This window comes from Candidatus Phytoplasma zeae (assembly GCF_001712875.1).
GTDB classification, from domain to species: domain Bacteria; phylum Bacillota_I; class Bacilli_A; order Acholeplasmatales; family Acholeplasmataceae; genus Phytoplasma; species Phytoplasma asteris.
This window is the reverse complement of the sequence record NZ_CP015149.1, coordinates 505,984-531,965: the sequence shown is the minus strand read 5'-3', so window position 1 is coordinate 531,965 and position 25,982 is coordinate 505,984. Positions and strand designations below refer to the sequence as shown.

At 26.1% G+C, this 25,982-nt stretch carries 26 protein-coding genes and 1 pseudogene; 19 read left to right on the top strand and 8 right to left on the bottom strand.

Annotated features, from left to right (window positions below; all coding sequences use genetic code 11):
* Positions 1–251: 251 nt before the first annotated feature.
* Positions 252–1,118, bottom strand: a complete 867-nt coding sequence (locus tag MBSPM3_RS02630; protein WP_232308832.1) for a hypothetical protein — start codon at positions 1,116–1,118, stop codon at positions 252–254.
* A gap of 1,435 nt (positions 1,119–2,553) precedes the next feature.
* Here MBSPM3_RS02630 and MBSPM3_RS02620 point away from each other — a divergent pair.
* From MBSPM3_RS02620 to MBSPM3_RS02585, 8 genes are all read left to right on the top strand, one after another.
* Complete coding sequence (locus MBSPM3_RS02620) at positions 2,554–3,699, top strand: metal ABC transporter solute-binding protein, Zn/Mn family (RefSeq protein WP_069028391.1); 1,146 nt, start codon at positions 2,554–2,556, stop codon at positions 3,697–3,699.
* Positions 3,700–3,729: 30 nt separating this feature from the next.
* Positions 3,730–4,494, top strand: a complete 765-nt coding sequence (locus MBSPM3_RS02615) for a metal ABC transporter ATP-binding protein (protein ID WP_069028390.1) — start codon at positions 3,730–3,732, stop codon at positions 4,492–4,494.
* 100 nt (positions 4,495–4,594) lie between these two features.
* Positions 4,595–5,659, top strand: a complete 1,065-nt coding sequence (locus MBSPM3_RS02610; protein WP_069028389.1) for a metal ABC transporter permease — start codon at positions 4,595–4,597, stop codon at positions 5,657–5,659.
* Complete coding sequence (locus tag MBSPM3_RS02605; protein WP_069028388.1) at positions 5,659–6,753, top strand: metal ABC transporter permease; 1,095 nt, start codon at positions 5,659–5,661, stop codon at positions 6,751–6,753. The genes MBSPM3_RS02610 and MBSPM3_RS02605 overlap by 1 nt, the downstream gene beginning before the upstream one ends.
* Before the next feature lie 406 nt (positions 6,754–7,159).
* Positions 7,160–8,344 carry a hypothetical protein gene (locus MBSPM3_RS02600; protein WP_232308831.1) on the top strand — a complete coding sequence of 395 codons (1,185 nt, stop codon included), beginning with the start codon at positions 7,160–7,162 and terminating at the stop codon, positions 8,342–8,344.
* Positions 8,345–8,481: 137 nt separating this feature from the next.
* Positions 8,482–9,993 (top strand): ABC transporter ATP-binding protein, encoded by a 1,512-nt coding sequence (locus MBSPM3_RS02595; RefSeq protein WP_069028387.1) that lies wholly within the window; start codon positions 8,482–8,484, stop codon positions 9,991–9,993.
* A gap of 904 nt (positions 9,994–10,897) precedes the next feature.
* Positions 10,898–11,152 carry a hypothetical protein gene (locus tag MBSPM3_RS02590; RefSeq protein WP_157084491.1) on the top strand — a complete coding sequence of 85 codons (255 nt, stop codon included), beginning with the start codon at positions 10,898–10,900 and terminating at the stop codon, positions 11,150–11,152.
* A gap of 68 nt (positions 11,153–11,220) precedes the next feature.
* Positions 11,221–11,640 (top strand): iron-sulfur cluster assembly scaffold protein, encoded by a 420-nt coding sequence (locus MBSPM3_RS02585; RefSeq protein WP_069028385.1) that lies wholly within the window; start codon positions 11,221–11,223, stop codon positions 11,638–11,640.
* 154 nt (positions 11,641–11,794) lie between these two features.
* Here MBSPM3_RS02585 and MBSPM3_RS02580 read toward each other — a convergent pair whose 3' ends face one another.
* The 6 genes from MBSPM3_RS02580 to rpmB form a co-directional block, all read right to left on the bottom strand.
* Positions 11,795–12,844 carry an HD domain-containing protein gene (locus MBSPM3_RS02580; protein WP_069028384.1) on the bottom strand — a complete coding sequence of 350 codons (1,050 nt, stop codon included), beginning with the start codon at positions 12,842–12,844 and terminating at the stop codon, positions 11,795–11,797.
* Between the two features lie 87 nt (positions 12,845–12,931).
* Positions 12,932–14,155 carry a CCA tRNA nucleotidyltransferase gene (locus MBSPM3_RS02575; protein WP_069028383.1) on the bottom strand — a complete coding sequence of 408 codons (1,224 nt, stop codon included), beginning with the start codon at positions 14,153–14,155 and terminating at the stop codon, positions 12,932–12,934.
* A gap of 392 nt (positions 14,156–14,547) precedes the next feature.
* Positions 14,548–15,018, bottom strand: a complete 471-nt coding sequence (locus tag MBSPM3_RS02570; RefSeq protein ID WP_069028382.1) for a nucleoside deaminase — start codon at positions 15,016–15,018, stop codon at positions 14,548–14,550.
* A 58-nt stretch (positions 15,019–15,076) separates the two neighbouring features.
* Positions 15,077–15,706 carry a thymidine kinase gene (locus MBSPM3_RS02565; protein ID WP_069028381.1) on the bottom strand — a complete coding sequence of 210 codons (630 nt, stop codon included), beginning with the start codon at positions 15,704–15,706 and terminating at the stop codon, positions 15,077–15,079.
* Positions 15,707–15,827: 121 nt separating this feature from the next.
* Positions 15,828–16,109: a 50S ribosomal protein L31 gene (rpmE, locus tag MBSPM3_RS02560; RefSeq protein WP_069028380.1), complete on the bottom strand. Its 282-nt coding sequence runs from the start codon at positions 16,107–16,109 to the stop codon at positions 15,828–15,830.
* A gap of 225 nt (positions 16,110–16,334) precedes the next feature.
* Positions 16,335–16,523, bottom strand: a complete 189-nt coding sequence (gene rpmB, locus MBSPM3_RS02555; RefSeq protein WP_011160481.1) for a 50S ribosomal protein L28 — start codon at positions 16,521–16,523, stop codon at positions 16,335–16,337.
* Between the two features lie 608 nt (positions 16,524–17,131).
* Here rpmB and MBSPM3_RS02550 point away from each other — a divergent pair.
* The 5 genes and pseudogenes from MBSPM3_RS02550 (at position 17,132) to MBSPM3_RS02535 (ending at position 19,245) form a co-directional block, all read left to right on the top strand.
* Positions 17,132–17,311, top strand: a complete 180-nt coding sequence (locus MBSPM3_RS02550) for a hypothetical protein (protein ID WP_232308830.1) — start codon at positions 17,132–17,134, stop codon at positions 17,309–17,311.
* Between the two features lie 302 nt (positions 17,312–17,613).
* The gene (locus MBSPM3_RS03020; protein ID WP_157084489.1) at positions 17,614–17,760 is read left to right on the top strand and encodes a hypothetical protein; all 147 of its coding nucleotides are present in this window, start codon (positions 17,614–17,616) and stop codon (positions 17,758–17,760) included.
* Positions 17,761–18,153: a hypothetical protein gene (locus MBSPM3_RS02545; protein ID WP_069028378.1), complete on the top strand. Its 393-nt coding sequence runs from the start codon at positions 17,761–17,763 to the stop codon at positions 18,151–18,153. It abuts the gene before it with no gap.
* A gap of 13 nt (positions 18,154–18,166) precedes the next feature.
* On the top strand, positions 18,167–18,514 hold the full coding sequence (locus MBSPM3_RS02540) for a hypothetical protein (RefSeq protein ID WP_069028377.1): 348 nt from the start codon (positions 18,167–18,169) through the stop codon (positions 18,512–18,514).
* Positions 18,515–18,648: 134 nt separating this feature from the next.
* Positions 18,649–19,245, top strand: a pseudogene (locus tag MBSPM3_RS02535) (sigma-70 family RNA polymerase sigma factor).
* Between the two features lie 315 nt (positions 19,246–19,560).
* On the opposite strand, the gene MBSPM3_RS02530 reads toward MBSPM3_RS02535, so the two are convergent.
* The gene (locus tag MBSPM3_RS02530) at positions 19,561–20,502 is read right to left on the bottom strand and encodes an IS3 family transposase (RefSeq protein WP_069028376.1); all 942 of its coding nucleotides are present in this window, start codon (positions 20,500–20,502) and stop codon (positions 19,561–19,563) included.
* Positions 20,503–20,649: 147 nt separating this feature from the next.
* On the opposite strand from MBSPM3_RS02530, the gene MBSPM3_RS02525 reads away from it, so the two are divergent.
* The 6 genes from MBSPM3_RS02525 to MBSPM3_RS02500 all read left to right on the top strand — a co-directional run bounded on the left by MBSPM3_RS02525 (position 20,650) and on the right by MBSPM3_RS02500 (position 25,933).
* Positions 20,650–21,456: a hypothetical protein gene (locus MBSPM3_RS02525; RefSeq protein ID WP_069028375.1), complete on the top strand. Its 807-nt coding sequence runs from the start codon at positions 20,650–20,652 to the stop codon at positions 21,454–21,456.
* A gap of 53 nt (positions 21,457–21,509) precedes the next feature.
* A complete protein-coding gene (locus MBSPM3_RS02520; protein ID WP_069028374.1) occupies positions 21,510–21,827 on the top strand; it encodes a hypothetical protein in 318 nt (105 codons plus the stop codon).
* Positions 21,828–22,028: 201 nt separating this feature from the next.
* Positions 22,029–22,745, top strand: a complete 717-nt coding sequence (locus MBSPM3_RS02515) for a hypothetical protein (protein WP_069028373.1) — start codon at positions 22,029–22,031, stop codon at positions 22,743–22,745.
* A gap of 265 nt (positions 22,746–23,010) precedes the next feature.
* Complete coding sequence (locus MBSPM3_RS02510) at positions 23,011–23,280, top strand: GroES family chaperonin (RefSeq protein WP_011160495.1); 270 nt, start codon at positions 23,011–23,013, stop codon at positions 23,278–23,280.
* Positions 23,281–23,462: 182 nt separating this feature from the next.
* Positions 23,463–25,073 carry a chaperonin GroEL gene (gene groL, locus MBSPM3_RS02505; RefSeq protein WP_069028372.1) on the top strand — a complete coding sequence of 537 codons (1,611 nt, stop codon included), beginning with the start codon at positions 23,463–23,465 and terminating at the stop codon, positions 25,071–25,073.
* A 158-nt stretch (positions 25,074–25,231) separates the two neighbouring features.
* Complete coding sequence (locus MBSPM3_RS02500; RefSeq protein WP_069028371.1) at positions 25,232–25,933, top strand: hypothetical protein; 702 nt, start codon at positions 25,232–25,234, stop codon at positions 25,931–25,933.
* Positions 25,934–25,982: the final 49 nt, after the last annotated feature.

The following is a 25,982-nucleotide window of genomic DNA, read 5'->3' as shown; positions in this document are numbered from 1 at the left end:
TAAAGATTATTTGCTTGCTATTATATTTATTATTTGGTATATCTATATTTTGGCAAGAATTATAATTAATGTTATTTATATTATTCATTTATAATTATTGTATTTTATTTGCTTTTAAGTAATTTAAAAATTATTTGTTCCCCCTTTATAAACAAAAAAGCCAAACTGTAAAGTTTGGCTTTCATTGTCTTTATGCCTTTATATTGTGATATTTCTTAAAAGATATTAAATAAGTAAAGATAGTAATTTATTTATTTTTGATGTTTGATTTTATAAATTAAAATGAGTAAAAAAGCAACTATTAGACCAGTTATAATTATTATAATTGTATAAAAAATTATTGAATTTGTTGTAGTAGTTTTAGTTGTTGAAGCTGCATTTGTTTCTTGTTGATAGTTAATTTCTAGTTCCATTTCGCTTTCATATTCGTGATATTGGTCTTCTTTTGCTAAATCGTATTCTATTTTACAAAAATTATTACTGCCATCTTTGTTTTTGCTAAATTGAAAATCTTTAGGTAAAAATTTATTTTGAAGTTGAGGATTTTTTTGCCAAATAGCTTCACATATTAATTGCTTTCTTTGTTCATCAGTAATATTAGGTGTTATTTGTATTGTTCCTAAATGGGCATTTATAATAATTTCCTCCAAGTTTATCGTTTTTTTATTAAAATTAAATTCTATTTTATTGCCCAATATATCTTCAATTTGAAAACTGCCTTGCCATTGCATTTCTTCCAATTCATATTTTTCTTCTAATTGTTCGCTTGCTATTTCAAAATCATCGCTTTGTATTTGGATGTTTGATTCTTTATTTATTTCTTTAAGTATGTCATTTAAAGCAATTATAATATCTTCTTTGGTTAATTGATTATTTTGTTTATAATAACTAAAATCATTGATTGTTCTTTTTTCTAGGGGAAATAATTGTTCGAAATTTTTGGGATTCTTTAAATTTTTTAAAGGCAGATTATTTATTATTTGGGGTTTTTGTTGTGTGTTATTTGCATTTTTTTCAACCCCTACTCCATTTTCCTTTTCTTGGATGTTTTCTAGTTGTTGTTGTTTTTCAGCATAAATACTAATTTGATTGCAAAAATGTATGCCCAATAAAATCATGAATAAAATTAAAGTAAAGTATTTGGGAAACAAACACATAATTGCTTTGCTTTGGATTTTCATTATTAAAAATATTTTACTTTTCTATAAATATTAAAGGGTTTCAAAAATAACCCCATTAAAATATTACAGTATAATTATATTTTTTGTGCAACATTTGTATTTATCACATTTTATTATTGTGCCTTTTTCAACAACTTTGCATCCTTTAATTTTATTTTACGCCCCCCCAAATAAAAAATTTGAATTAAAATATTGTGCCAAAAGTTATTTTTTGTTTTTTTTATGTTTAATTTTAACAATTTTATATTATAATATAGATATAATTATTTAAATATTTTGAGTCTTAACTTTAAACTCTTACTTATCTTAGATTTAAAATATTCAAAAGCAACTACTAACTTTATAAATTATTTATTTCTAATTTTATTAATTTTATTAATTTTTCACAAATCACACATTAGCAAAACAAATAAGATAATAAATTAACTATATTTATTCTTTATTTTTAATTATATAAAATTTACATAATGGATATATTTCTATTTTGCAATTGCTTTCAAACTCAAACCCAAAAATTATTTTTTTGCAATTGATTTTCACAAAATAAAATCTTATTTTTATAATAATTTATATAATCCCCAATATATTTAATCATTAATTAAATTATTTTTATAATATGTTTGCAATTTTTTGGAAAATAATAAGCATATTTTCTAAGTTTATTATTGTGTTAATAACCTCTTTTATTTAATTCTTAGCCATAATTTTATCATTTTTTGCAACAAACACCACCAACAACAAATTAACATTAATTGTAATTTAGATTTTGTTAATTATTGTAAGTTTTATCAATTTTGCACCCTAAAGCCATATTTGTATCTTTTTTTAATAACTTTGGCACTAAATTATTATATTTGCAACATTTCCCTTAACACATTAATTTAGTTTTTGTACCCCCTTTTTTTATATTTATTCAGGGTCATTTATACGAGGTATTACAAAACCATTTCAAAAACACTTGCATAATATTTTGAATTAATTTATATTAAGATATAATAAATATCTTTAAAGTTTTAGTTTTTTCATAATGTAAATATGAAACACATTTTAAAAAATGAAATTATAAGTAATAAACTTATTTTAAAATATAAAATAAAAACATTTTATTACTAAAATTAACACAAATCAACCCCCCCAAATAACAAATTAGCCCTCATTATAATTAAATATTTTTGCTACTTTATTATAAATGTATAGTCATAACTGTATCAAAATTGAAATTTTTAATGATGGATTTTACAAAGAAGTCCCAAAACCACTAATTTATAATTGCATATCATTAGATATTTTTATAACATCGTTTTTACCTCACAAAATAGTTCCTTTTAGATCATTTTAAATCAATTCAGAAAGGCAAAAGGAGACCATAATTATGGATTTTTTTATTAAACACAAACAAAAAATAATCATTTTTCTTTTGGCAACAATAACAACGCTGATTTTGTCTATTCCTTTTTTATCTTTGACAAAAGCCAATAATGACAAAACTGCTTCAAAAGATTTACAAATAGTAACGACTACTACCATGTTAAAAGATTTAGTCAAACATTTAGTTGGTGATGTGGCAGAAGAAGAACAAAACGAATATCAAAAAATTGAAGGTATTCAAGTTGATTCTTTAATGGGAGTAGGAATTGATTCGCACAATTACAAAACCAAATTATCAGATCGCAAAAAAATTAAAGAAGCTGATTTAGTTGTGATTAATGGACTGCATTTGGAAGCTAAAATGGCAGAAGCCTTCCCGCTTTTAACGAATAATTCCTTTACCGTAGTGCAGTTAGATGAAACGCATACCAAAGTTATAAATCAAGAAGGTAAAGAGGAGGAACACATTAAAGAAGAAAATATTAAGCGAGATGAAGATACTCATGGACCAGATCCTCATATTTGGTTTGATATAGATCTTTGGATTAAAGTTTTAAAACAATTAAAATACAAATTAAAAACAGTATTGAAAAAAGACCTACGTTTTAGCCAAAAGGATATTGATAATTTAAAAAACAATTGCGACACATATGCACGAAAATTAAAATTATTAGATACATATGTAGGCAAGAAATTTAACGAATTAAAAGGACAATTTTCTTCTCAAGGCAAAACATTTATTTTAGTTACTGCCCATGATGCTTTTTCTTATTTAGCTAGAAAATATGATTTTGAATTAAGTCCAATTCAAGGAATTTCTACCCAAACAGAAGCCAGTATCAGTGATATTGAAGAATTAGCTAATAAACTGGTTGAAAACCAAGTAAAAGCTATTTTTGTAGAAAGTGCTTTTCCAGAAGGAACGCTTGATTCTCTTAAAGAATCTGTAAAAAGTAAAGGTCATAATATTAAAAAAAGTGATGAAGAATTATACGCTGATGCTTTGGGTTCAGAAAGTGAAGATCCAATAGAATTTGAAGCCGACAAAGATAAAGACAGGAATTCCAAACCAACAAAATACAAACATTCCACCTATATTGGAGCTTTATTACACAACATTCATACAATAGAAAAAGAATTAAAACAATAACAAAAATAACAAAGAAATAAGGAGATTATAATGAAAAAAGAAATAGCCATTAAAATTAGAGATCTAACTGTAGCTTATCATCTAAAACCAGTTTTGTGGGATATTGATTTAGATATTTATCAAAGCTCTTTGACAGCTATTTTGGGTCCTAATGGTGCTGGAAAATCTACTTTAATTAAAACTATTTTAGAATTGATTCCCAAAGTTTCTGGAGAAGTTTTATTTTATAATCAAAAATATGGACAAGTAAGAAAAAAAATTTCCTACGTGCCACAAAGAAATTCAGTTGATTGGTTTTTCCCAACTACTGTGTTTGATGTTGTTTTGATGGGCCGCTACGGACATTTAGGATGGTTTAAAAAACCAACTGCTAAAGATAAAGAAATAGTAATGCAATCTTTGGAAAAAACAGGAATGCAAGACCTTAAGGACCGTCAAATATCTGAACTTTCAGGCGGACAACAACAAAGAATTTTTTTAGCTCGTGCCTTAGCTCAACAAGGAGATATTTATTTTATGGACGAGCCTTTTCAAGGAGTTGATATCCAAACAGAAAAAAAAATTATCCAAGTTTTAAAAGATTTGCAAAAAGAAAATAAAACCATTATTGTAGTGCACCATGATTTAGAAACAGTGACTCAATATTTTGATCATGTAGTTTTGGTAAACGTAAAAAAAATTGCAAGTGGCACTAAGTATGAAGTTTTTAACCAAACTAATTTAACTAAAACTTTTCAAAATAAACAATTAAAAAAAGACATCCATAATTTGCAACCCCCCAAAACAACTAAATAAAAAGAACCAAAATAAATAATCAAATTAAATATAAATGATTAAAATAAATAATAATATAATAAAAAGAATAAAATAACCAATAAATAAGAAAGGATGAAATATGTTTGCTTTAGAATTTAATTATACTGTTGTTAAAGTGCTTTTAGCAGCTAGTTTTTTAGGATTTACATCAGGTATTTTAGGTGTTTTTATTATCCTAAAAAAACAAGCCTTAATTGGAGATGCTCTTTCTCATACCGCTTTGCCAGGAATTGCCTTAGTTTATCTTTTTGCTCGTAGTACAGATATTTGGTTTTTGTGGCTGGGTGCTATTCTTGCCTCGTTTGTTACTTTGCTTTTGATGGAACTTATTAAAAAATATTCCAAAATTAAATCAGATACAGTCTTATCGTTAGTGCTTGCTTCTTTTTTTGGTCTTGGCAACGTTTTGATTGCCATTGCTCAAAATACTGGTGAGGATAACAAAATAGCTACTTTGGAAAAATTTATCTTAGGGCAAATTGCTTTAGTAACTGAACTAGATATGATTTATACTGGCATTATGGCTTTAATTACTTTAGTTGTGGTAGTTGGCTTGTGGAAAGAATTCAAAATTTATATTTTTGATGATAAGTTTGCCCAAAGTGTAGGTTTTAACACTAAAATTATGACTTTTATTCTTAATTTCTTATTAATTGGAGTAGTAGTTATTAGTTTAAAAATTATTGGTATTATTTTGACAAGTGCCTTTTTAATTATGCCAGGAGTAATTGCTTTTCAATTTAGTGATAGATTTGTTACTAATGTTATTGTTGCTTCCATTGTTACTTTCTTTTCTAGTTTAATTGGAGTTTTTATAAGCAATAGTGTACAAGATATGCCAACAGGACCAATGATTATTGTTATTACTACTTTATTTATTGCTTTGTCCTTGCTATTTTCTCCTAAATATGGAGTTATTAGTAGATATGTGCAAAAAATTAAATATCAAAAAAAGATTAAAAAATTTCGTCAACTTATTCATCTTTATTACAAAAAAGAAGAAACTCATACTTTGAGTTTGCCAATAATTCAAATAGAAAGTTTTTTATGGAAGGAAAAATATTTAATGTTACAAAATCAAAAAGCCCAATTAACACCTAAAGGAATTAAATTAGTTGAAAATTTAATTGATGGTATTGTTTAATGATAAGTTTTATAAATAATGTTGTTGGTTGCTTTGAACTAGATGTTTTTTTAGTTATTTTATTTTGTTCTTTGACTTTGGCTAGTTTAGGAGTTTTTTTAGTATTGAAAAAGTCTTCTATGGTAGTTGATGCTATGAGTCATAGTGTTTTATTAGGAATAGTTGTAGCTTTTTTAGTAGTTAAAAATCTTAATTCCCCTCTTTTAATTATGGGAGCTGCTTTAGTAGGTGTGCTTACAGCTTATATGGTAGAACTTTTAGGCAAACATTCTAAAGTTACCAAAGATGCTTCTATTGGGATTGTGTTTACTTTTTTCTTTTCGGTAGCAATTATTTTGATAAGTCTTTATACAAGACACGAACATTTAGATACTGATGCTGTTTTTTTAGGCAATATTGAACTTACCCACATTAAACAACTCAAAAAAATCATTCCTCTTTTATGTCTTAATTTGTTGTTTGTGCTTTTCTTTTATAAAGAATTAAAAATCTATATTTTCGACCCTACTCTTGCTGTAATCCTCGGCTTTTCCACTACTTTAATTAATTATTTATTGATGTTTTTAGTTTCTATGACAGCTGTTATTTCTTTTGATGTAGTTGGTTCTATTATGGTAATTTCTTGTATGATTGGACCTGCTGCTACATCTCTTTTAGTTACTAAGAATCTATATAATAGCTTTTTGCTTTCTTTATGGCTTGCATTTGTGAATTCTAGTCTTGGTTATTATTTGGCAATTGGACTTAATTTACCAGTATCAGGATTAATTGCTTTTATGAATTTAGTGAACTTTTTGCTCTTTTTCTTCTTAGCTCCTAAAACTGGAATTGTTGCCAAAATGATTAAAAATAATTTGCAAAAAAAAGAATTTATGATTATTTCTTTACTAATGCATCTCAAAAATCATCAAGATCAATTACAAAAAAATCATTTTCAAGAGATTTATAAAGATCTAAAATGGTCTTTATCTCGTTATAATAAATGTCTTAATAATGCTTTAAAAAAAGGCTATATTCAAATAAAGCAAAATCAAGTAATACTAAATGATTCAGGAAACTATATTTTAGAAGAAAAAATTGCTCTTTGGATATAAAAAACTACACTCAACAAACAACTTCAATAAAGTGGGTTTTATCATATTGAAAGAATTTTAAAACACTTAAATAAAAAAAATTAACCCTTTGCTAAGGTATTTTTTTAGCTTACCAACATCACAAATTTGCTTTTGTTTTATAAAATTAAGTTATAATAAATATGGTACCATTTATAAGTATATAGAAATTATAAACAACACTTTCCTATTTTATATCAACACTTTATTATCACCAAAAACATCATGCATTATTTTTAACTTTGCACCGCAAAACCATAATTATCAAAAAAATTAATTTATTTGTTTAACTTAGAAAAAACTAAAATAAATTATAATAACAATAAAATATCTTATCATAACATTTAATGTAATACTTAAATGTCCTATAAAACTAAGGAGTAAAACGATGAAATTTATAGGTAAAAAAATATTATGTTTAGCATTAATATTAAATTTAGTTAATTTTTTTATTTTTATAGTTTTTAATGTTTGTAGTTTTAGTTTTTTTAAGAAGAAAAATTCTTATTTTAATAATAATGTTGTTTATGCACAGAAAGAAGAAAGTGCAAATAAGGGGAATAATAAAGATCAAAATGATGCAAAAGATAATCAATTAAATAAATCAAAAGAAGAAAAGCAAGAAGAACAAAAAGAAGGGTGTGGTTCTTTGTTGTGGAATAAAGTCAAAGAAGTTGGAACAGCTATTTATAATACATTGCCAGGAACCAAAGCCCCTGAAAATATTAACACACAATTATTAAACCAAATACAAGAAGAAATAACTGCCATTGAAGAAACAAAAGAACAAATTAAAGAATTAACCCAACAAGACGAAACATTAAAAAATATGTTAGAATCTGATGAAGCATATAAAAAAGCGGAAAAACAATATAAAGAAGTAGAAAACAATTTAAAAGAAAATAAGTTTCAAGAAGCTTCCAATTTATTAAAACCTTCTCCAACTTGGTGGCAATCTTTTATAAGTTTTTTTCCTTTTGTGGATAATCAAACTCCTCAACCCTTAAAAGAAGCTTATAAAACTGCGTTGGATAATTTACAAAAAGTTCAACAAGTAAAAGAAGATTGGAATAAATTACAAAATATAAATGATGTACAAGAATATAAAATTCTTTGGGCATCTATTAAAGATAAAATTAATAATTTTTGGCCTTCTGCTAATGCTGATGTCACTCCTACACCTTCTGATTTAAATTCACAAGAAGAAATACCTGCTATTAAAAATTTTCTAAATAATCATAAATTTGCAACTAAATTGCTTGGTTGGTGTTTAGGAGAAAAAAGTAATGATGTTGAAACAATAGCTTCTAATTTAACAAACAGATTAGCTCAATATATAGGCAATAAAGCTGAGGAAAAACTTCAAAATAAAGTAGAACAAGCTAAAAAAGATGTTCCTCAAAAAGCTACAGATGCAGTTAAAGGCTACATATTTCAAGTTATTACCGCTGCTGTTGCTTTTACTGCTTTAGTTATTACATTTCTTTACTGGTTTATAATTAAAAAAATTAAAAAAAATCAAATTAAAAAACCACAAATAAGTAAAAAAGTTACCTTAAATAAAACAAAATAAACTTTTTTATTCTTAAATAATAAATAAGCAAAAACAATAATTTATTTTACATCATTTGCTATTATTATTTCTTAAATATTATATTATTAGTGTTTTTATTTCAATTTCATACGAAATAAAAAGGAGATTAATTTTTTATGTTAAAAATTAACCATTTATTTAAAAAATTTCAAAATACAGAAGTCCTTGAAAATGTTTCTTTTCAATTGCCTCAAAAAGGATTAGTTTTTATTATTGGTAAATCAGGTTCTGGTAAGTCTACTTTATTGAATCTCATAGGAGGGCTTGACAAACCCACTAAGGGAAATATTACAGTTTTAGGACGAAACATTAATGAATTTGCTTCATTCGAACTAGATGCTTATCGCAATTATTTTTTAGGATTTGTTTTCCAAGAATATAATTTATTAGATAATTTAACAGTTTTTGAAAATATTCAAATAGCTTGTGCACTACAATCAAAACAAGTAGATAATTGGAAAATGCAACAAATATTAAAACAAGTAGAATTGGATGGTCTAGAAACTCGCTATCCTAATCAACTTTCAGGAGGACAAAAACAAAGAGTAAGTGTTGCTCGTGCTTTAATTAAAAATCCTAAAATGATTTTGGCAGACGAACCTACTGGTAATTTAGATGAAAAAACAGGACAAAAAATCTTTGAATGTTTAAAACAAATATCAAAAGATACCTTAGTTGTTATAGTTTCTCATGATACCCAAAGTGCTTATAAATATGCAGACCGCATTATTGAATTTGCTGATGGTCAAATTGCAAAAGACCTTACTAAAAAAGTAACTAAAGCTTCCACTGATAAACCCCAAATATTGCAAAATAAAACTTATACCCAAGAAGAAGTTGCTAATTTATTAAAACAAAAAAATAATACTATGGAACTAGATTTTGCACCCACTTTGGCAAATGAAAATTATAGTTCTCAACATCAAGCAATGCATTTGCCTTTAGTACAAACTCATCTTTCCAAACAAACAGCTCTTTTAGTAACTCAAAATATTTTAAAAAATAATAAGAAATTATCTTTTAAAATCATTTCTACATCTAGTAATGGTGCTTTATTCTTAACTCTTTCTTTTTTAACATTTTTCAATATGTTTCTTTGGTTTTGTAATTTAGGTTATGTCACACCAGAAAGTCAAGCCAAAAACAAGACATTTTGGTTGTTATTAGCACCTTTATCATTTCACATATATTTTTTAGGTATATCTTTTTATCAAATGATTATTCATATGAGAAATATTATCACCTTAAAAAACAAAGATATTGGCATTCTAAAATCTTTAGGGGTTTCTGATCGAGATATTCACAAAATATTTCATCATTTAAATATAAAAATAGTTATTATTCAATTTTTGGGAATTCCTTTATTCTTTTTGATATTTGTTTTATTCATGGCAATATCAGCTTCTTTGCAAGGCAAATTAGAATTATTTTTAAAGTATTCGCCCACCCTTTACTCATCTTTAAAAGAATTTGTGCCTCTTTATTTATTTTTGTTAAATATAGTTTTATTTTTTGCTTTAGCTTATGCTTATCCTTTTTTCTTAAATCATGTTTCAATCAAAAAACAATTAAAAAAAGTCTTAAAACAAAATCCTTTAACTATTATTTCAACTATTCCCAAAGCATAATTTTTTGAACCATTTCATTTATTAAGCATTAAGACAATCAAATTTGAATATAATATTTAAGATCAACTTTAAGTTGGTCTTTTTTATTTTTATCGACTAAATTGCTATCATTTCATGCATTCACCAAGTTATTTATATATAATAATTTTTTCAAGCAATCAAACACCAACCAAAATTAATTACCAACTAAAAATTACTAAAAATATTATTTTATTTGACTACTTTTGTTGTCTAATTTAGTTAGATAATGCCAATTTTATTTACTGCAATCTATCTATTTTAATTTATGAAAAATTTAAATTAATTGTTTTGCAACACTTTAACCATTACTAAAAATATTATGAATTTATTTTTTATTTATACTACCCATTAAAATATTTCTAATAGCTTCGTTGCATTCAAATCCTTAAATTTAAATAAATTATTTATTTGCTTGAGAAAGGTTTTAAATTTATGCAAACTCCCCAAATTATTAAAGTTGCAAGCCCTTTGCAATCAGTTGTAAATACCCTCAATAAAGCTCGTGATTTAGTCAAAAAAAGACGGTATTGACCTACAAGTTACTAAGGTAAATTATTATACAGAAGGAACAGATTTAATTTCTTCTGGCAAAGCTGATGGTATAATATATTTTAATTTGGAAGATGTTAAAAAAACACAAACATTTACGTGTTTTGTACGTCCTTTTTAATGAATTGCACATAGCTCCTTGTGATTTTGCTCAAAAAATTAGGACTCGTTGAAGTAAGCGAACAAGACCATCAAAGAAAAAGGTTTTAATCTATCCTTAAAGGATGTCAAAAACATTTATGATTTTGAATTTATTAAAACTTCGCATCTTTTAGAAATTCCTCAAAAATTTCAAGATACTCAAAAATATGATCTTGCAATTAATTGTCCTGGTATGATGAGAGATAGTAATTTTGTAAGAGTCGGTTCTATTGGTTTAGGCAAAGAAGAAAATATTGAACCTCAAGAAGATGTTTTTTTATCTTATGTTGTTATTTTAGCTGCTAAAACAGGAACCGAGACAACTCCCAAAGTTACAATCCTTAAACAAGTTTTAAATGACACTCATTATAGAAAAGTACAATTTTTACATGATGGCACAACTCAGGATTATATTATGGTAAAAGACCAGAATGAGTTAAGAGAATAAATTCAACAAAAATGGTTATAATCAAATTATTCACATATTTTTTATTATAAGTGCCAGAAAGAAATAAAATGTTTGATGTTAAAAAACACGAAATAATTATGAAACATTATCACAATCCACAAAATCAAACCGATGTTCGGCTTCCAGGCTATATTCCGTTTGAAAAACAAACTTCTTATTGTGGTGATAAAGTTATTATTCAATTAAAGTGTGATAACAATAAAATTATAGATATTAAATATGAAGCTAATGTTTGTTCTATTTGTGTTGCTTCTGCCAGTGTTATGTCAGTTTATTTGCAACATTTAACCAAAACACAAACCTTAAACAAAATTAATCATTTTATGGCTATGGTACAAAATCAAACTTATGACAGCACTTTGCTTAATTCTGATCTAAAATCATTTGATATAGTTTATCAATTGCCAGGTAAAATTAATTGTGTTTTGTTGCCTTGGCAAACTTTGCAAGAATTCTTACTTGGATAATTTATTACAAAACTTTTAATATTTCATATTATAATAAAAATAAAATAGATAATAAATAATGATTATTACAACAAAAAAGACCGTTAAAAACGGTCTTTTTTTATTATTAAATGCATTTTCAAACTCACTATTTTTTGCAATTAAGAAAACAAAATTATTCATCATCATTATTTTGATCTAAATCTAATGATTTATAAAACCCTTTTTTTTCTAAAACAGGGATGGGTTTTGTAAATGTTTGGGTGGTGGTTTTTTGTAAAAATTCTTGTAAAGACGTTAATTTACAATCAATATTATCTAAATACCAAAGTAAAAGAGCTTCTCCTATTTGTGGTCTTTTGGCAGCTCCATGTTCTAAAAGTCCATGATGAGAAATTAACATATGTTTTAATAACAATACTTCTTCTTTATCTTGAAAACCCAATAATTGTGCTTCTTTTTCTACTTCACAAGCAACCATAACTAAATGACCTAATAGCAAACCTTTGGGAGTATAGTTTTTTTGTTCTAAATCTAGTTCTTTAATTTTTTCCATGTCATGTAAAATAGTACCTGCAAATAGTAAATCACTATTTAAAAAAGGATAAATTTTTAAAAGAGATTCTGCCATTTTTAACATAGTTAAAGTATGATAACCAAGTCCGCCATAATAATTATGATGAATTTTTAACGCTGCTTTGGAAATTAAAAATTTATTTTTGTTTTTGCAATATAAATTGTAAGTAATTTGTTTTAAGACTTTGTTTTTTATTTTATGTAAATAGTTTTCTAATTCGTCTTTTACTATTGCAAAAGAAATAGGAGCACATTCATAAAAGGCTAAATAAGTTTCATACAAAGTTTGCATATCTAATACATTATAAGCTAAATTGTATGTTTGATTCATCAAAATAAGTTCTTCATTTTTGAGAAGACAAATAGTTTTAAAATGATATATTTGTCCTTGGATAGGTGATGTGGTTTGAGGTTCTAATTTGATGTTGATGTCGATTTTGTCTTGTAATTGCAAGGTGATATTATAAAAATGAAGTCCTTGATTGATGCTTGTTACTTTGCCTGTAAAAAAGTTGATTTGTCCTTTTTGATATTTGGGTAAGATGTTGGTTTGGTTTTTTTTCATACGTTTGTTTCCTATTGGTCTAGATTGGGATTGATAAAAATATGTTGATGAAAGTGTTTGTAAATGGAAATAGTAAGTTTGCATTATTACATTTATAAACAAAAATAAATTGATGTTTATAATTTTGTTATTACATAATTTAGTTCATTTTATTTTTATTCATTATTTTATTTATTGTTTATCTAGGATTTGATTTTGGCTAAGTACAAAATTAATCAATTGTTCTTTAATGTTGGGTATTTCTCTATTAAGTACTTTGATAATTAGTTGTTTTTGTGTATGTTTAATCCATTTTCCTTTGGGTTTGTGGGGTAATTGTTTTAAGACTTCTTGCCAACTAAAATTAAGTTCAGTAATTGTTTTTATTGGTAAATATTGATAAATATATTGTATTTTGGCTGCTGCATAAGGTTCTTTTTGCAAAAGATAATTAATTTGATTAGCTAGGAGACAATTTTTTAATCCATGTTTAAATAAATTAAAAGTAATATTTTCCCAAAGATATAAACTTAAAGAGGCAATGTTTTGGTAGCTTTTTTTCTTTTGTTTGGTAAAAGGAAAAGATGCAAGGATTTGGTTGTTGAGTAAAAGCGACATTGACCAAAAAATTCTTCTTTTTAATTTGTTGTGTGCTTGAATGTATTTAAGTTGAGTTTCATGTAGATAAGCTAAACAAAGAACGCTTTGGTTTAGTTGGGGTAAAAATAGATGGGTTTTAGTTTCTATCATATTTTTAAAAGTTTGGTGCCAGTTTTTGTGAGTGATGATTTTTTCGATGTGTTCATATATTCTTTGAGAAGAAATTTTAGCTAATAAATGGTTTTTGTTGATGATAGCTTTTTGGGTAGTTTTTTCTATGCAAAATCCTAGTTTAGATTGAAAATAAAAAGCTCTTAAAATTCTTAAAGGGTCTTCTTGGAATCTAATAAAAGGGTCTTTGATGGTGCGGATCAAACCTTGCTTTAAATCTTTTTTCCCTTGTTTTTCAGGTGTGAAATCAAATATTTTACCAGTTTCATCCATTAAAAGAGCGTTAATAGTAAAATCACGTCTTAAAAGGTCTTGATGGACGTTTTTGGTGAAAAAAATTTCACTAGGGTGGCGATAGTCTTTGTAAGTGCCTTCTTTTCTGTAAGTAGTAATTTCGAAAAGATAATTTTCAAAAGTTATTTTAAAGCTACCATAATTAATTTTTATTTGGGTTGTTTTTTCTGGGCATAAAAGGAGTTTTATTTGTTGGGGGGCGGCGTTAGTAGTGATGTCGATGTCTTCGTTAGCATTTATTTGGAGTAAATAATCTCTGACAGTGCCACCCACAATAAAGGCTTCGAATCCGTTTGTTTTTAAGATAGTAATTATTTTTTGAGCTGTTTTTAGTTGATTGGAATGTTTCATATTTTGGGCTTTTAGCAATATTTCTAATTTTTTTATTTTGTTGTGTTTGATTGGTTGGTTGCCTTTGATGATAAATATAGTTAAGATAAAAGTAAAATAAATAATAGATATAAATATTAAAGGTTGTTTTTAGTTTGTTTTATTATTTATTTTTTGGTAAATGTGGTTTAATATAGTATTTTTTATTAGTATTTATTTGTAATTTTAATGTAGGGTGTATTATTTAGAATGTGTCAATATTTAAAATAACAAAATTTTATTATTGGCAAATTAGTTTTTTTGAAAATAAAAGACCATCGGTTGTGATGGTCTAATTTGGTTGTGATAAGAGTTTTTATTGGATTGCTAAAATTATTTTTTTGTTTTTTTGTTATTTTTATCGGGATAGTAAATTATTTTTTTTTGATTCTTATTTCTTGAAAAAATTTTTGTAAAAGTTGCATGCTTTCTTGAGCTAAAAGTCCTGATTGGATATTTAATTTATCCATAAAAGGCATATTTTGGATAGATGACATATCATTAAAAGAATATGATTTTTCCATGCTTGTGCCATAATAAAGGTTTTTGATGCCTGCTTGTATGATGGCTCCTGTACACATTAAGCAAGGTTCTAAAGTGACATAAAGAGATACATCATTTAAAAAACGGCTGTTTATCTTTTTGCCTGCTTTCATGAGGGCTAAAAATTCAGCGTGTCCAAAAAAAAGTTTTTTAGTGTTTCTGTTATTGTGAGCTCGTGCAATTATTTTTTGGTTTAAAACAGCGACAGCTCCGATGGGGACTTCTTCTTTGAGGTAGGCTTTTTGGGCTTCTTTTAAAGCTTCTTTCATAAAAAAAATATGTTGTTGGTTGTTATTTTCCATATTTTAAGTATTAATCCACATTCCAAACGAATTATTGAGATGAATTATTTTAGTGGAGTTATTTAGATTGTTTGGTGAAGTTCCCCCAGTTAATTTTTGTTTTGTCAATATCTGCTAAACAATGGTGTTTGCGACAACGAGGTTCGTGGTATTCTTTTCCGCCTACCAAAACAATAGGTTCATTGCTTTGAGCAGGTTTGCCGTCAATTAATCTTTGAGTGCGATTGGCTTTTTTGCCACTGATAGCACAAATCGAAGTTAATTTAGTAACGTTGTCTGCAATTGCTAATAAATAAGGCATTGGTCCGAATGGTTTTCCGCAAAAATCAAGTTCTAAACCTGATATAATAACTTCAATATTGCAGTTAGCTAAATAATCTACAATAGCGACAATGTCGTTATCTAAAAATTGGGCTTCATCTATTATGACAACATTAATTTCAGGAGTAATAAACGTGAGAATGTCTTTGCTTTTGTCAATTAAAATAGCAGGAATAGTGTTTTGATTGTGAGAAACTATTTCTTCTTTAACAGAATAACGGTCATCTATTCGCGGTTTAAAGGATAAAATTTTTTTGTTGAGTTGTAATGCTTGATTACTGCGTTGAATTAATGCTTCTGTTTTACCTGCAAACATTGGTCCACAAACAACTTCAATAAACCCTTGCCCTTGTTCTTTTTGGGTCATTCTTTTAAACTCCTTTATAAATAAGATAATTTGAATTAATTTTTTTGGTTTTTGTGGTGTGATAGTTGGTCCAAAAGAACTTGGAGGGTGATTTGCTATTTTATTTTTTTTTAAGTATTTATTATTTATTTTTAATCAATTCTTCGGTGGTTTCTTTTTGGTTATCAACATTTAAAAGAACTGTTTTAACTTTTTGGTCTTGTGTAATACCATAACGTTTGTTAAATTTGTCAATTGGCCCTGCTTTAACTACAAAAGTTTGGGCGCCAGTGTAAAAAGGGTGGCAATTAGAACAAGTTTCTATTTTGATGCTAGTAACTGTGGTGCCAATTGGGTGTTGTTTGCCACAAGTTGCACAAGAAACTTCCACTGTTTCAAATTGAGGGTGAATATTTGCTTTCATGTGTTTAGTACTCCTTATTATTTTTTTTGATTTTATTTATTTTTATTTTGTTATGCGATGTGTTTGTATTTTATTATTTATTATTTATTATTTTTTAATTTTTATTATTTGAACTTTTTGATGGGATTTTTGAACTTTTGATTTCTTATTTCTTTCTTTATCTTTATGAAAAAATCATAAAATATAAATATAAAAAATAAGAAAGAAAGGGAAGGCAAAGAGTTTTTAGGCTCTTTGTAATTTGAGCTTTTTGAGTGCCCTAGCAGAGATTTTTACTTTTTGAACCTTGCCGTTTTCGTCAACAATTTTTACGTTTTGTAAGTTGGCTTTCCAAATTCTTTTAGTTGCGTTCATAGCGTGGCTACGACGATTACCAAAAAGGGTGGTTTTTCCAGTGATATAACATTTACTCATTGTTTTTCTCCTTTGTTAATTACAATATATAAGTTATTATATCACAATAAGGGTTTATTTAGGTGATGTTTTTTTGTTTTTTTTGTTAAAAATAAATTTATTGTTAGTTGTTTGGTTTGGGATAATTTTATATTTAGGATAGGGATTTATTTTAATTGGAACATTATTTGATTTGATTATTTTTATTTTATTTTGCGCACGATTATTATCTTTTTTGTCCATCATCTCCATCATCTCCATCATCTCCATTATATTTGTATATTTATTTGATAATTTAGTAAAATAGTTAAAGCCTTTATTTGGTTTGTACATAAACACTTTGTTTTTTCTTGGATTTTTGCTATATTTTTTGCTACAATTAAAATATAATATATATTTAGATGAAACATTCCAATAATTTGCCCCTAGTAGTAAAGAATGGATATTTTATTTTTTTAGTATATTTTGTTTTTGCTTAGGGTTTATTATATTTGTTGTTATTTATTTTATTTATTATTTTCATTCCTAATTATTTTTCCCTATTTCATTTGAATTATTAACATTTGTATTATTCATATTTTTATTAAGGAGATATTTATGTTTGCGAAAAAAATTTATTGATTGTCTTTATGTGTTCCTTAATTGCAATGTTATTTTCGTTGTTAGTTTTTGTAATTGTTGTAAGTAAGTTAGGATATTTGAGTTTTAAAGATGTTAAAGAACCTAATTTATCCAAAGACATAAAATCACCTAAAACACAAGAGCAAAGAGATAATAAGACAAATCAATTGGCTCAAAGAGTTGCTTAACAAGTAAAGGAACAATTTCAATTGACTACTTTAACAGAAAACCAAATTAAAGAAATTAAGGATGGCAAAATAGTTTTATCCAAAGAACAATTAGAAGCAATAAAAGGAGAGTTAAAGCCTTTGGTGGATCTAAATTTTTAACTGAAGAAAATAAATCTAATATTTTAACAATTGATGCAAAAGAACGTTTTAATCGTATTAATAAAGATATTCATTTATTTTGTAGTTCGTTAGAAAATAAAAAAATTGTTAAAGAACATTCAGTTAAGGAAAAAGAAAATTTTATTGTAGAACTTATTATTATGTATTTACAATTAATTTATCCTGCGCAAATAAAAATCAATAAAGAAGCGATGAATTGTGGAGGTAAAGTTGATATTAAAGTTGATTTTGATGATTTTGTATATATTGCTGAATGTAAAATGTTTGATAAAGTTCTTAATAAATAGATGGAAAATATTGATCATGCCTGTGATCAATTAATGAATTATACCAATGGTCAAAATAAAGAAGGTGCTATTTTTTTGTTTAATAAAAACTCTAATTTTGCAGGACAAATAAAAACTATTGAAAAATGGATTAAAGATAAACACAAATTAGAATCTAATAATTGTAAAGGACCAAATCCTAATTCTTGGGTTGTACCAATAAAACACGTAAATGGGCATGATTTTACATTATATATTGCTTGTTATAATTTGAGTAGTTTTGTAGCTGAAAGTAAAAAACATGAAAAGCAAAAAGATGCAGGAATTAAAACAGTTTCATCCCATAAAGAAGGAAATATACAAAGTAATGAAGGCATTCAAGAAAATTTAACGACAAATAAACAAGGAGAATAAAATCAAGTTTTAGATGTCAATAGAGGTACAAGTAATAATGCGAATGTTTCACATGGTAAAGGAAAACGAGGAAGACCAAACAACCCAAACCCAAATAAAGGGACACAACAACAAAAGCAAAAGAAGAACAACGATAAACCCTCAAACCCCAAAAAGGATTACAAAAATCAAACTCAAAACCAACAAGCGAAAAATAGTTTTTCTCAGTGATTCCCCACCGCTATCACAAATACAAAAAAATACACCTAATTTATTAAAAAAAACCAGTGTTATTAGAAAAGATAGAAACAGTTTAAACAACAACGAAATAAAATATAAAGCTGGAGATATTTACAATACTATATTATCTTTATCACATTGAAGTGTTCCAAAAGTTTAGACACTTTTTGTTTTTTAAAAATTCTTTAAGACTAACTATTAAGTTAGTCTTTTTTTTGTTTCAAGACTAAAGTAATTTTCATATCTTTTCTAAAAACTTTTTTAGAAAGGAATGAAATGTTAAGACAAGAATTGTTTAAAGCATTTTTAAAAAACAAAAATAATTTAGAAAACAGAAATCAACTAATCAATTTACATTTACCATTAGTAAATAAAATAGTAAACATATTTAAATATTATCCACGTGTCCTTCAAAAAGAGGATTTATACCAAGAAGGGGTTTTAGGATTAATCAAGGCTTTAGATAATTATGTAGATTTAGGATATGACTTTATTTCTTACGCAACTCCAACCATCAAATCAGAAATAAGAGAATTAATAAGAAAAAGCCATTCGCCTTCCATTCCTCAAAAAACTTATAAAACTAATAACACTTCTTTTCAAGAAAAAAACATACATGGCATTATCAAATTCCTAACCCTCATCAATTATGGTTAAAACAAGTAAATCATGAACTCTTATTAAAAAAACTAAAAACCAAATTAAGTCAAAACGAATTTAACGTTATTAGATTAGGTTTTGGGATTCATTTAGGAAATATTAACGAAGAATATCACCCCTAGTTATTCTAATCGCAAAATATCCCAAATACTAAATTTAACCAGCAAACAAGTAGAAGTTTGCAAGGCTCATGTGCGCTGTTCCGTTTTTTAAACAATATTTGTCTCTAAAATTATTCTTTAAAACTTAAAATTAAGTGATAATTTCATATCTTTTCAAACTAACAAAGTATTTTGATTAGACGGAAAAGTGTCTAATGTTTTTTTATAATTTGCTAGTTTCAAAAGATCTTTTTGCTAATATTTTATCTCTTCATTATATAGTTAGGTAAAAAAAGTTAAAAACTCATATACAAAATGAAAAGAAAATACATTTTATTATTAATAATATCATTTTATTGAAAAAAAAGGCGCAAAAAGATAACCTTTTTTTAAAAGGTCTAGTTTTTAAGGGATTTTTTTAAATGATTTATCTTAAATTTTGTGCATATTGAATAGGTGAAAGATAGTTTAATTTAGCTAAAAGCCATTTTTTATTCCAAAAAGAGGGGAATTGATTAATTATTTTTTTTATTTTTGTTGGATATTTTTGGAATAAAAAAGGATCGCGATAAAATAAAATGCTTTTCATTTGACCAAAAAAGTTCTCAATGACAGCGTTATCTCTAGGCGTTGCTTTGCGTGACATACTAATTGAAAATCCTTTTTTGGTTAAGTTATGTTGGATTTTTAAAGATTGATAAACTGAACCTTGGTCAGAGTGGATAATACAAGGATTTTTTAGTTTAGGAATTTTTTTGATAGTGTTTAAAATTAAATCCTTATTTTGTTGCTTAGAAACATGAGAAGCGACTATTTGATTGTTAAAAGAGTCGATAATACAAGAAAAATATAAAAATCCTTGTGGAGTTTTAAAATAAGTGATGTCAGTGAAGAGTTTTTGCATTGGTTCAGAGCTTTTAAAATCTTGATTAATTAAATTAGGGGCTATATTTAAATTATCCTTTAAAGAATGATAATGATATTTATTTTTTTTGATTCTGAGACGACAACAAATCCCTTTTTCTTTCATTATGAGATAAACTTTTTTCTTAGTGATGGGTTCATTAAAGATTTTTTGATATAAATCAGTAATTTTTCGATGGCCGAAGAAATATTCGTTAATTTTACATAAAGATTTAATGCGTTTTTGTTGTAAAAGGGATTTTTCTTCTTTTTCTTTGAGTTTTGTTTTAACTTTTAGCCAATAATAATATGTGCTCCGTTTAATATTAATCGTTTTTAAAATGGTGCTTAAATTTAAATTATTTTGAAATTTTTTAACCAAATTAAAAACCATCTTTTTTTCTATCTTTTCTATTTTTTTAATAATTTGTTGTAATAAGTTGTTTTTTTGTTTTAATTTTTTCATTTTAACACCAATTTATCTGCTAATTTTTCATTATATCAACAATTATAACTCTTTAAATGTTTTATAACATTTATTGATGAATGTGAAGAAGCTTTTAAAGATCTAAATGTTGGTGATGCAACAGCCAGAGCTAAATACTTAGATTTAATGATTAATGTTTTAAGAAAAAATCCTTTTCACGAAGAAGCATTAGAATATCTTTTAAAAACTGTTAATCCCTTTCTTGATAAGTTTGATGCAGAATCGCGTTCTAATAGACGTTTAGAAAATATGATTGAATCATCTGTTATTAATATGAATAATCGTTTAAGTGCTGAAAGTCGTGCAAAACAAAAAGAAATTGATGATAAAACTAAAAAATTACAATTAGAAGCAAATACTTTATCTTTATCACAAGAAGAAAAAGACCAACTCCAAAAAGACATTCAAGAATTAAAAACACAATTGCATAATAGAAAAATTAAATTAGAACAAATAGTTGAAAATGAAAGCAAAATGGCACAAATCAAACAACAAGAGACAAAAATAGAAAAAGAAACAGCCGAAAAGAAAGCTCAACAAATTATATTAGAAGAAAAAATAGCTAAATTGAATTTTGAAATAGAGTTTTTGCAAGAAGAATTAAACAAATTAAACGAGAAACAATTCCAACCAAAACCCTTACAACCTCCTACCTCATCAACTCTACAAACATCTGAATCAAATGCTTCTTCAACTCCGCCACAAGATGTAACGCCAACTCCTCCAAACAGTGAACAACAACCTCCACAACCAAATCCAGAGGCTGAAAAACTAAAACAACAAATAAAAGATAAACAAAAAGAAGAACTATTACAAAAAGAAGACCCATTAAAATTAGAAGAAGACATAACAAAATTAGTACAAAAACTGGCACAATTGGACCAAGAAAAAAACCTTTTAAAGCAAAAGTTAAACAATTACAAAAGGACTTAGAAAAAGAAGTTAGAGTAGTTGATTTAAGAGCAGCTTTTTATCAAGTTTATGGTATGAAAATCCTTAATACACCAGAAGAACGTTGTAATGAATTACAAGAATTAGCTAAGGTTTATAATAAAAGAAATACACAAGTTCTTTATTTAACACAAGCAATGCATTATTTCAACCAAACCTTAAATCCTAAAATTAATCAATTAATGGAAGAAGCTCAATGTGATAAATTAATTGCTTATTTTGTAGAAGCTTCTAAAAGAAAGTTTTTAGAAACCAAACAAACATTACAACAAAACGATTTAGATGAAGTCTTTAAAGAAGTGTATGGCGGATTAGATGAATTAACACAAAAATTAAATAATAATTATAAATAAATAATGGATATTTTATATCCATTATTTATTTTATCCTAATTGAAATTATTTATCTTTGTTGGATAAATTGAATAAATTATTTATATTAACATTATGTTATTCTATTTTGATATATGTTATAATTGAGGTGATAAAAGAAATATAATATATTCCTTAAAAATAATTTATCAAGTATATTAGAAAACTAAAAGGAGCAATATTTTGTATTTTTACATCACTCAAAAGACTAAAAAGACTTTGCATAAATATATTCTAGCAGCTCATATACTTGCTTTAGCTCTTATATTATTTCATCTTTCTAAACAAATGGGGCTATATGATTATTTTAGGTCTCCTTTAACTTATAAAGCTTATTTTAATCTGGCTTTAGTACCTTTATTTTATTTAGGGTTTTTCTTTGGATTTAAGAAAGCTTATTTAATGCTTCTTATTTATCTGTTTTGTGAATTTGTAACTACTTTGGGACATTTTTGGATTTTAGCTGATTATGATATTTTTTTGATTGAAAAAATAAATATTAATAAAGTAGCTTTTTTTATACTTAATTATCTTTTAAAAACTTTAATACCTCTTTTATCTTGTTCTTTTACAGGATTATTATATTGTAAAGATTTAAGTCATTTTAATATTAATAAAAAAAATATTATACGTTTATTAAGTATTTTAATTATAATTATGTTAATTCATGCTTGTCTTTATGCTATAAATGGTTATTTATGTTATTTGCCAAGTATTAAATATATTCTAAAAGATAATCCATATTATAATATCTTTTTTGCTAATGAAATAACTTCCTTTATCACTATTTTTGTTCTTAATTTAGAAACAGTTATTACTTGTAATTTATTATTATTTGGTTGTGTTATTTATCTTAATCCAAGATTAAAGATTATTTATCAAACTTATTTTTATGAATAAACAATAACATAAATGAATAAACAATAAAATAAATGAAAAACTTTTTTTCAATCCCAATAAGACAAATTTAATAATATTTACCAAAAATATAAAATAAATTTTTGAATCCTCCAAACCAAATTATTTTTTTTAATACTTGCCAATTATTAAATCTTATGATATAATAAAATTGCTTTGGCACTTAAATTATTTAGTGCCAAAATTAAATCATTACAAAAATATTTTATTTGCTATAATAAATTATTAAATTAAAAGGAGTTTAATCATGAAACAAAAAACAATTATCCCTTTACATGACAATGTTGTTTTAAAATTGAAAATGGAAGAAACTAAAACAGCTAGCGGAATTATTTTGGCTTTATCAGAAAAAGAAAAATCCTCTGTTGGGGTTGTTGTTGGAGTAGGTTCCAAAGTTGAAGGTTTAAAAAAAGATGATGAAGTAGTTTATAAAAGCTATTCTGGTAGCAAAGTTACTTTAGGAGAAAAAGATTATTTAATTGTTGCTGTAAAAGATATTTTGGCACAAATTAAATAAGATAATATAGATAAGATAAATAATTATAAACTAAGTATTAATAAATGAAAAGACAATATTTTAAACTTTTTTAAAATTATAAATCATAAAATTATAAATATTAATTAAATATCAATAAATCAATAAATAAAGATATAATAAGATATAATAATCAATAATCAAAATATTTAAGGAGTAATAAAATGAGTAAAAAAATACTTTATGGCAAAGAAGCAAGAAAAGCTTTATTACAAGGAGTAGATGAAATTGCAAATACTGTTAAAGTGACTTTAGGACCTAAAGGACGTAATGTTATTTTAGAAAAAGCCTATGATTCACCTGCTATTGTAAATGATGGTGTTTCTATTGCTAAAGAAATTGAATTAAAAAATCCTTATCAAAATATGGGAGCAAAGTTAGTATATGAAGTAGCTTCCAAAACTAACGATAAAGCAGGAGATGGAACAACTACAGCAACTGTTTTGGCACAAAGTATGATTCATCGTGGGTTTGATGCAATTGATGCAGGAGCTAATCCTGTTTTAGTAAAAGAAGGAATTGAGTTAGCTGCATTAACAGTTGCCAAAAAACTTTTAGTTAAATCTAAAAAAGTAGACGCCCAAGAAGATATTCAAAATGTGGCTGCTGTTTCATCAGGTAGTCAAGAAATTGGTAAAATCATTGCCCAAGCGATGCAAAAAGTAGGAAAAGATGGAGTTATTAATGTTGATGAATCCAAAGGTTTTGAAACAGAATTAGAAGTTGTTGAAGGATTGCAGTACGATAAAGGATATGCTTCTCCTTATTTTGTCTCTGATAGAGAAAGTATGACAGTACAGTTAGAAAATGCGTTAGTTTTAGTAACTGATCATAAAATTAGTACTGTGCAAGAAATTGTACCTATTTTGGAAGAAGTAGTAAAAGCATCTAGACCTTTATTAATTGTAGCTGAAGCTGTGGAAAATGAAGTTTTAGGGGTTTTGGTAGCTAATAAATTAAGAGGAACTTTTAATGTAGTTGTAACTAATGCTCCTGGTTTTGGTGATAATCAAAAAGAAATGTTACAAGATATTGCAGTACTTACAAAAGCTAATTTTGTTTCTAAAGAACTTAATATGAAATTAGCAGATTTAAAAATGGATGATTTAGGAAATATCAATAAAGCTATTATTAAAAAAGATAATACTACTTTGATAAGTAATTCTAAAAGTCCTGAATTAGAAAAACGTATTCAAGTATTAAAAACTCAAATTAAAAATGCTACTTCTGATTATGAAATTAAAAATTTGCAAGAAAGATTAGCTAAATTATCAGGAGGAGTTGCCTTAATTAAAGTTGGGGCTGCAACTGATACTGAATTAAAAGATAAAAAATTACGTATTGAAGATGCTCTTAATGCTACTAAAGCTGCTATTACTGAAGGAATTGTAGTTGGTGGTGGAAAAGCTTTAGTTGAGGTTTATCAAGAATTAAAAGATACTTTGGTATCTGATAATAAAGAAGTACAACAAGGAATTGATGTAGTAGTACAAAGTCTTTTAGTACCTACTTATCAAATTGCTTATAATGCAGGATTTTCAGGTAAAGATGTGGTAAAACAACAACTTTTACAACCCTTAAATTTTGGGTTTAATGCTAAAGAAGGTAAGTATGTTTGTCTCTTAAAAGAAGGTATAATTGACCCTACTAAAGTAACTCGTCAAGCTGTTCTTAATGCTGCTTCTATCTCTGCTTTGATGATTACAACTGAGGCTGCTGTGGTAAGTTTGAAAGAAAATAAAGATAATAACTTTGATTTAGGAACACAAGAATAATTTTTTTATAACTAATAAAGCTTTATTTTTTTAATTATTATCTCCCATTTTTCCTTTTTTCATGTTAAAATAATAGTAGGTTTTGATTGTCTTTTAACTCTTTGTTAGAAAACAACTCAAACCATATAATTATATAACGCAAGAAAGGAGAACAAACAATGCAAAATCAAAAAACTCAAAAATCTTTAGTTGCTAAAGTTTTAGTTTTATTTGCTGCTGTTGCTTTAATGTTTGTTGGCGTTCAAGTTTTTGCTGATGATAAACTAGATTTAAGCACTTTAGAATGTAAAGACGCTCTTGAACTTACTGCTGCTGATGCTGCTAATGCAGAAAAAGTTGTTAAACAATGGAAAGTTCAAAACACTTCATTGAATGCAAAAGTAACAAAAGATTCTGTAAAAGTAGCGGTTTCTGATAATAAAGTAACAGTTACACCTGCAGATGGTGATGCTGGAAAAGCTTTATCAGGTTCAAAAGTATTAAATTTAGTAGGCGTATGTGAATTAAATAAATTAACTTTAGGCACAGACAAAAAACTTACACTTACAGTTAAAAATGGCAAAGTAGATGCAGAAGCTGGTTTAAAAGCTTTAAAAGAAGCTGGAGCTAAAGTTCCTGCAACTGTAAACAAAGACGACGTAACTTTCACAGTTGGTAAAGACGACGATGCTAATAAAGTTACTGTTAAAGCTGTAGATGGTAAAACTACTGTTTCAGGACAAGTTGTCTTTGAATTTAATGTAGCTAAAACACCTTGGTACAAAACAGTGTGGTTCTTAACATTAGTATCTGTTTTAGTTGTTGCTGCCGTTGCTGGTGGTGTGTTTTTATTTGTTAAAAAAAACAAAAACAATAAATAATCTTATTTAATCATTATTTAAAAAGCTAGGTTTTTTTAACCTAGTTTTT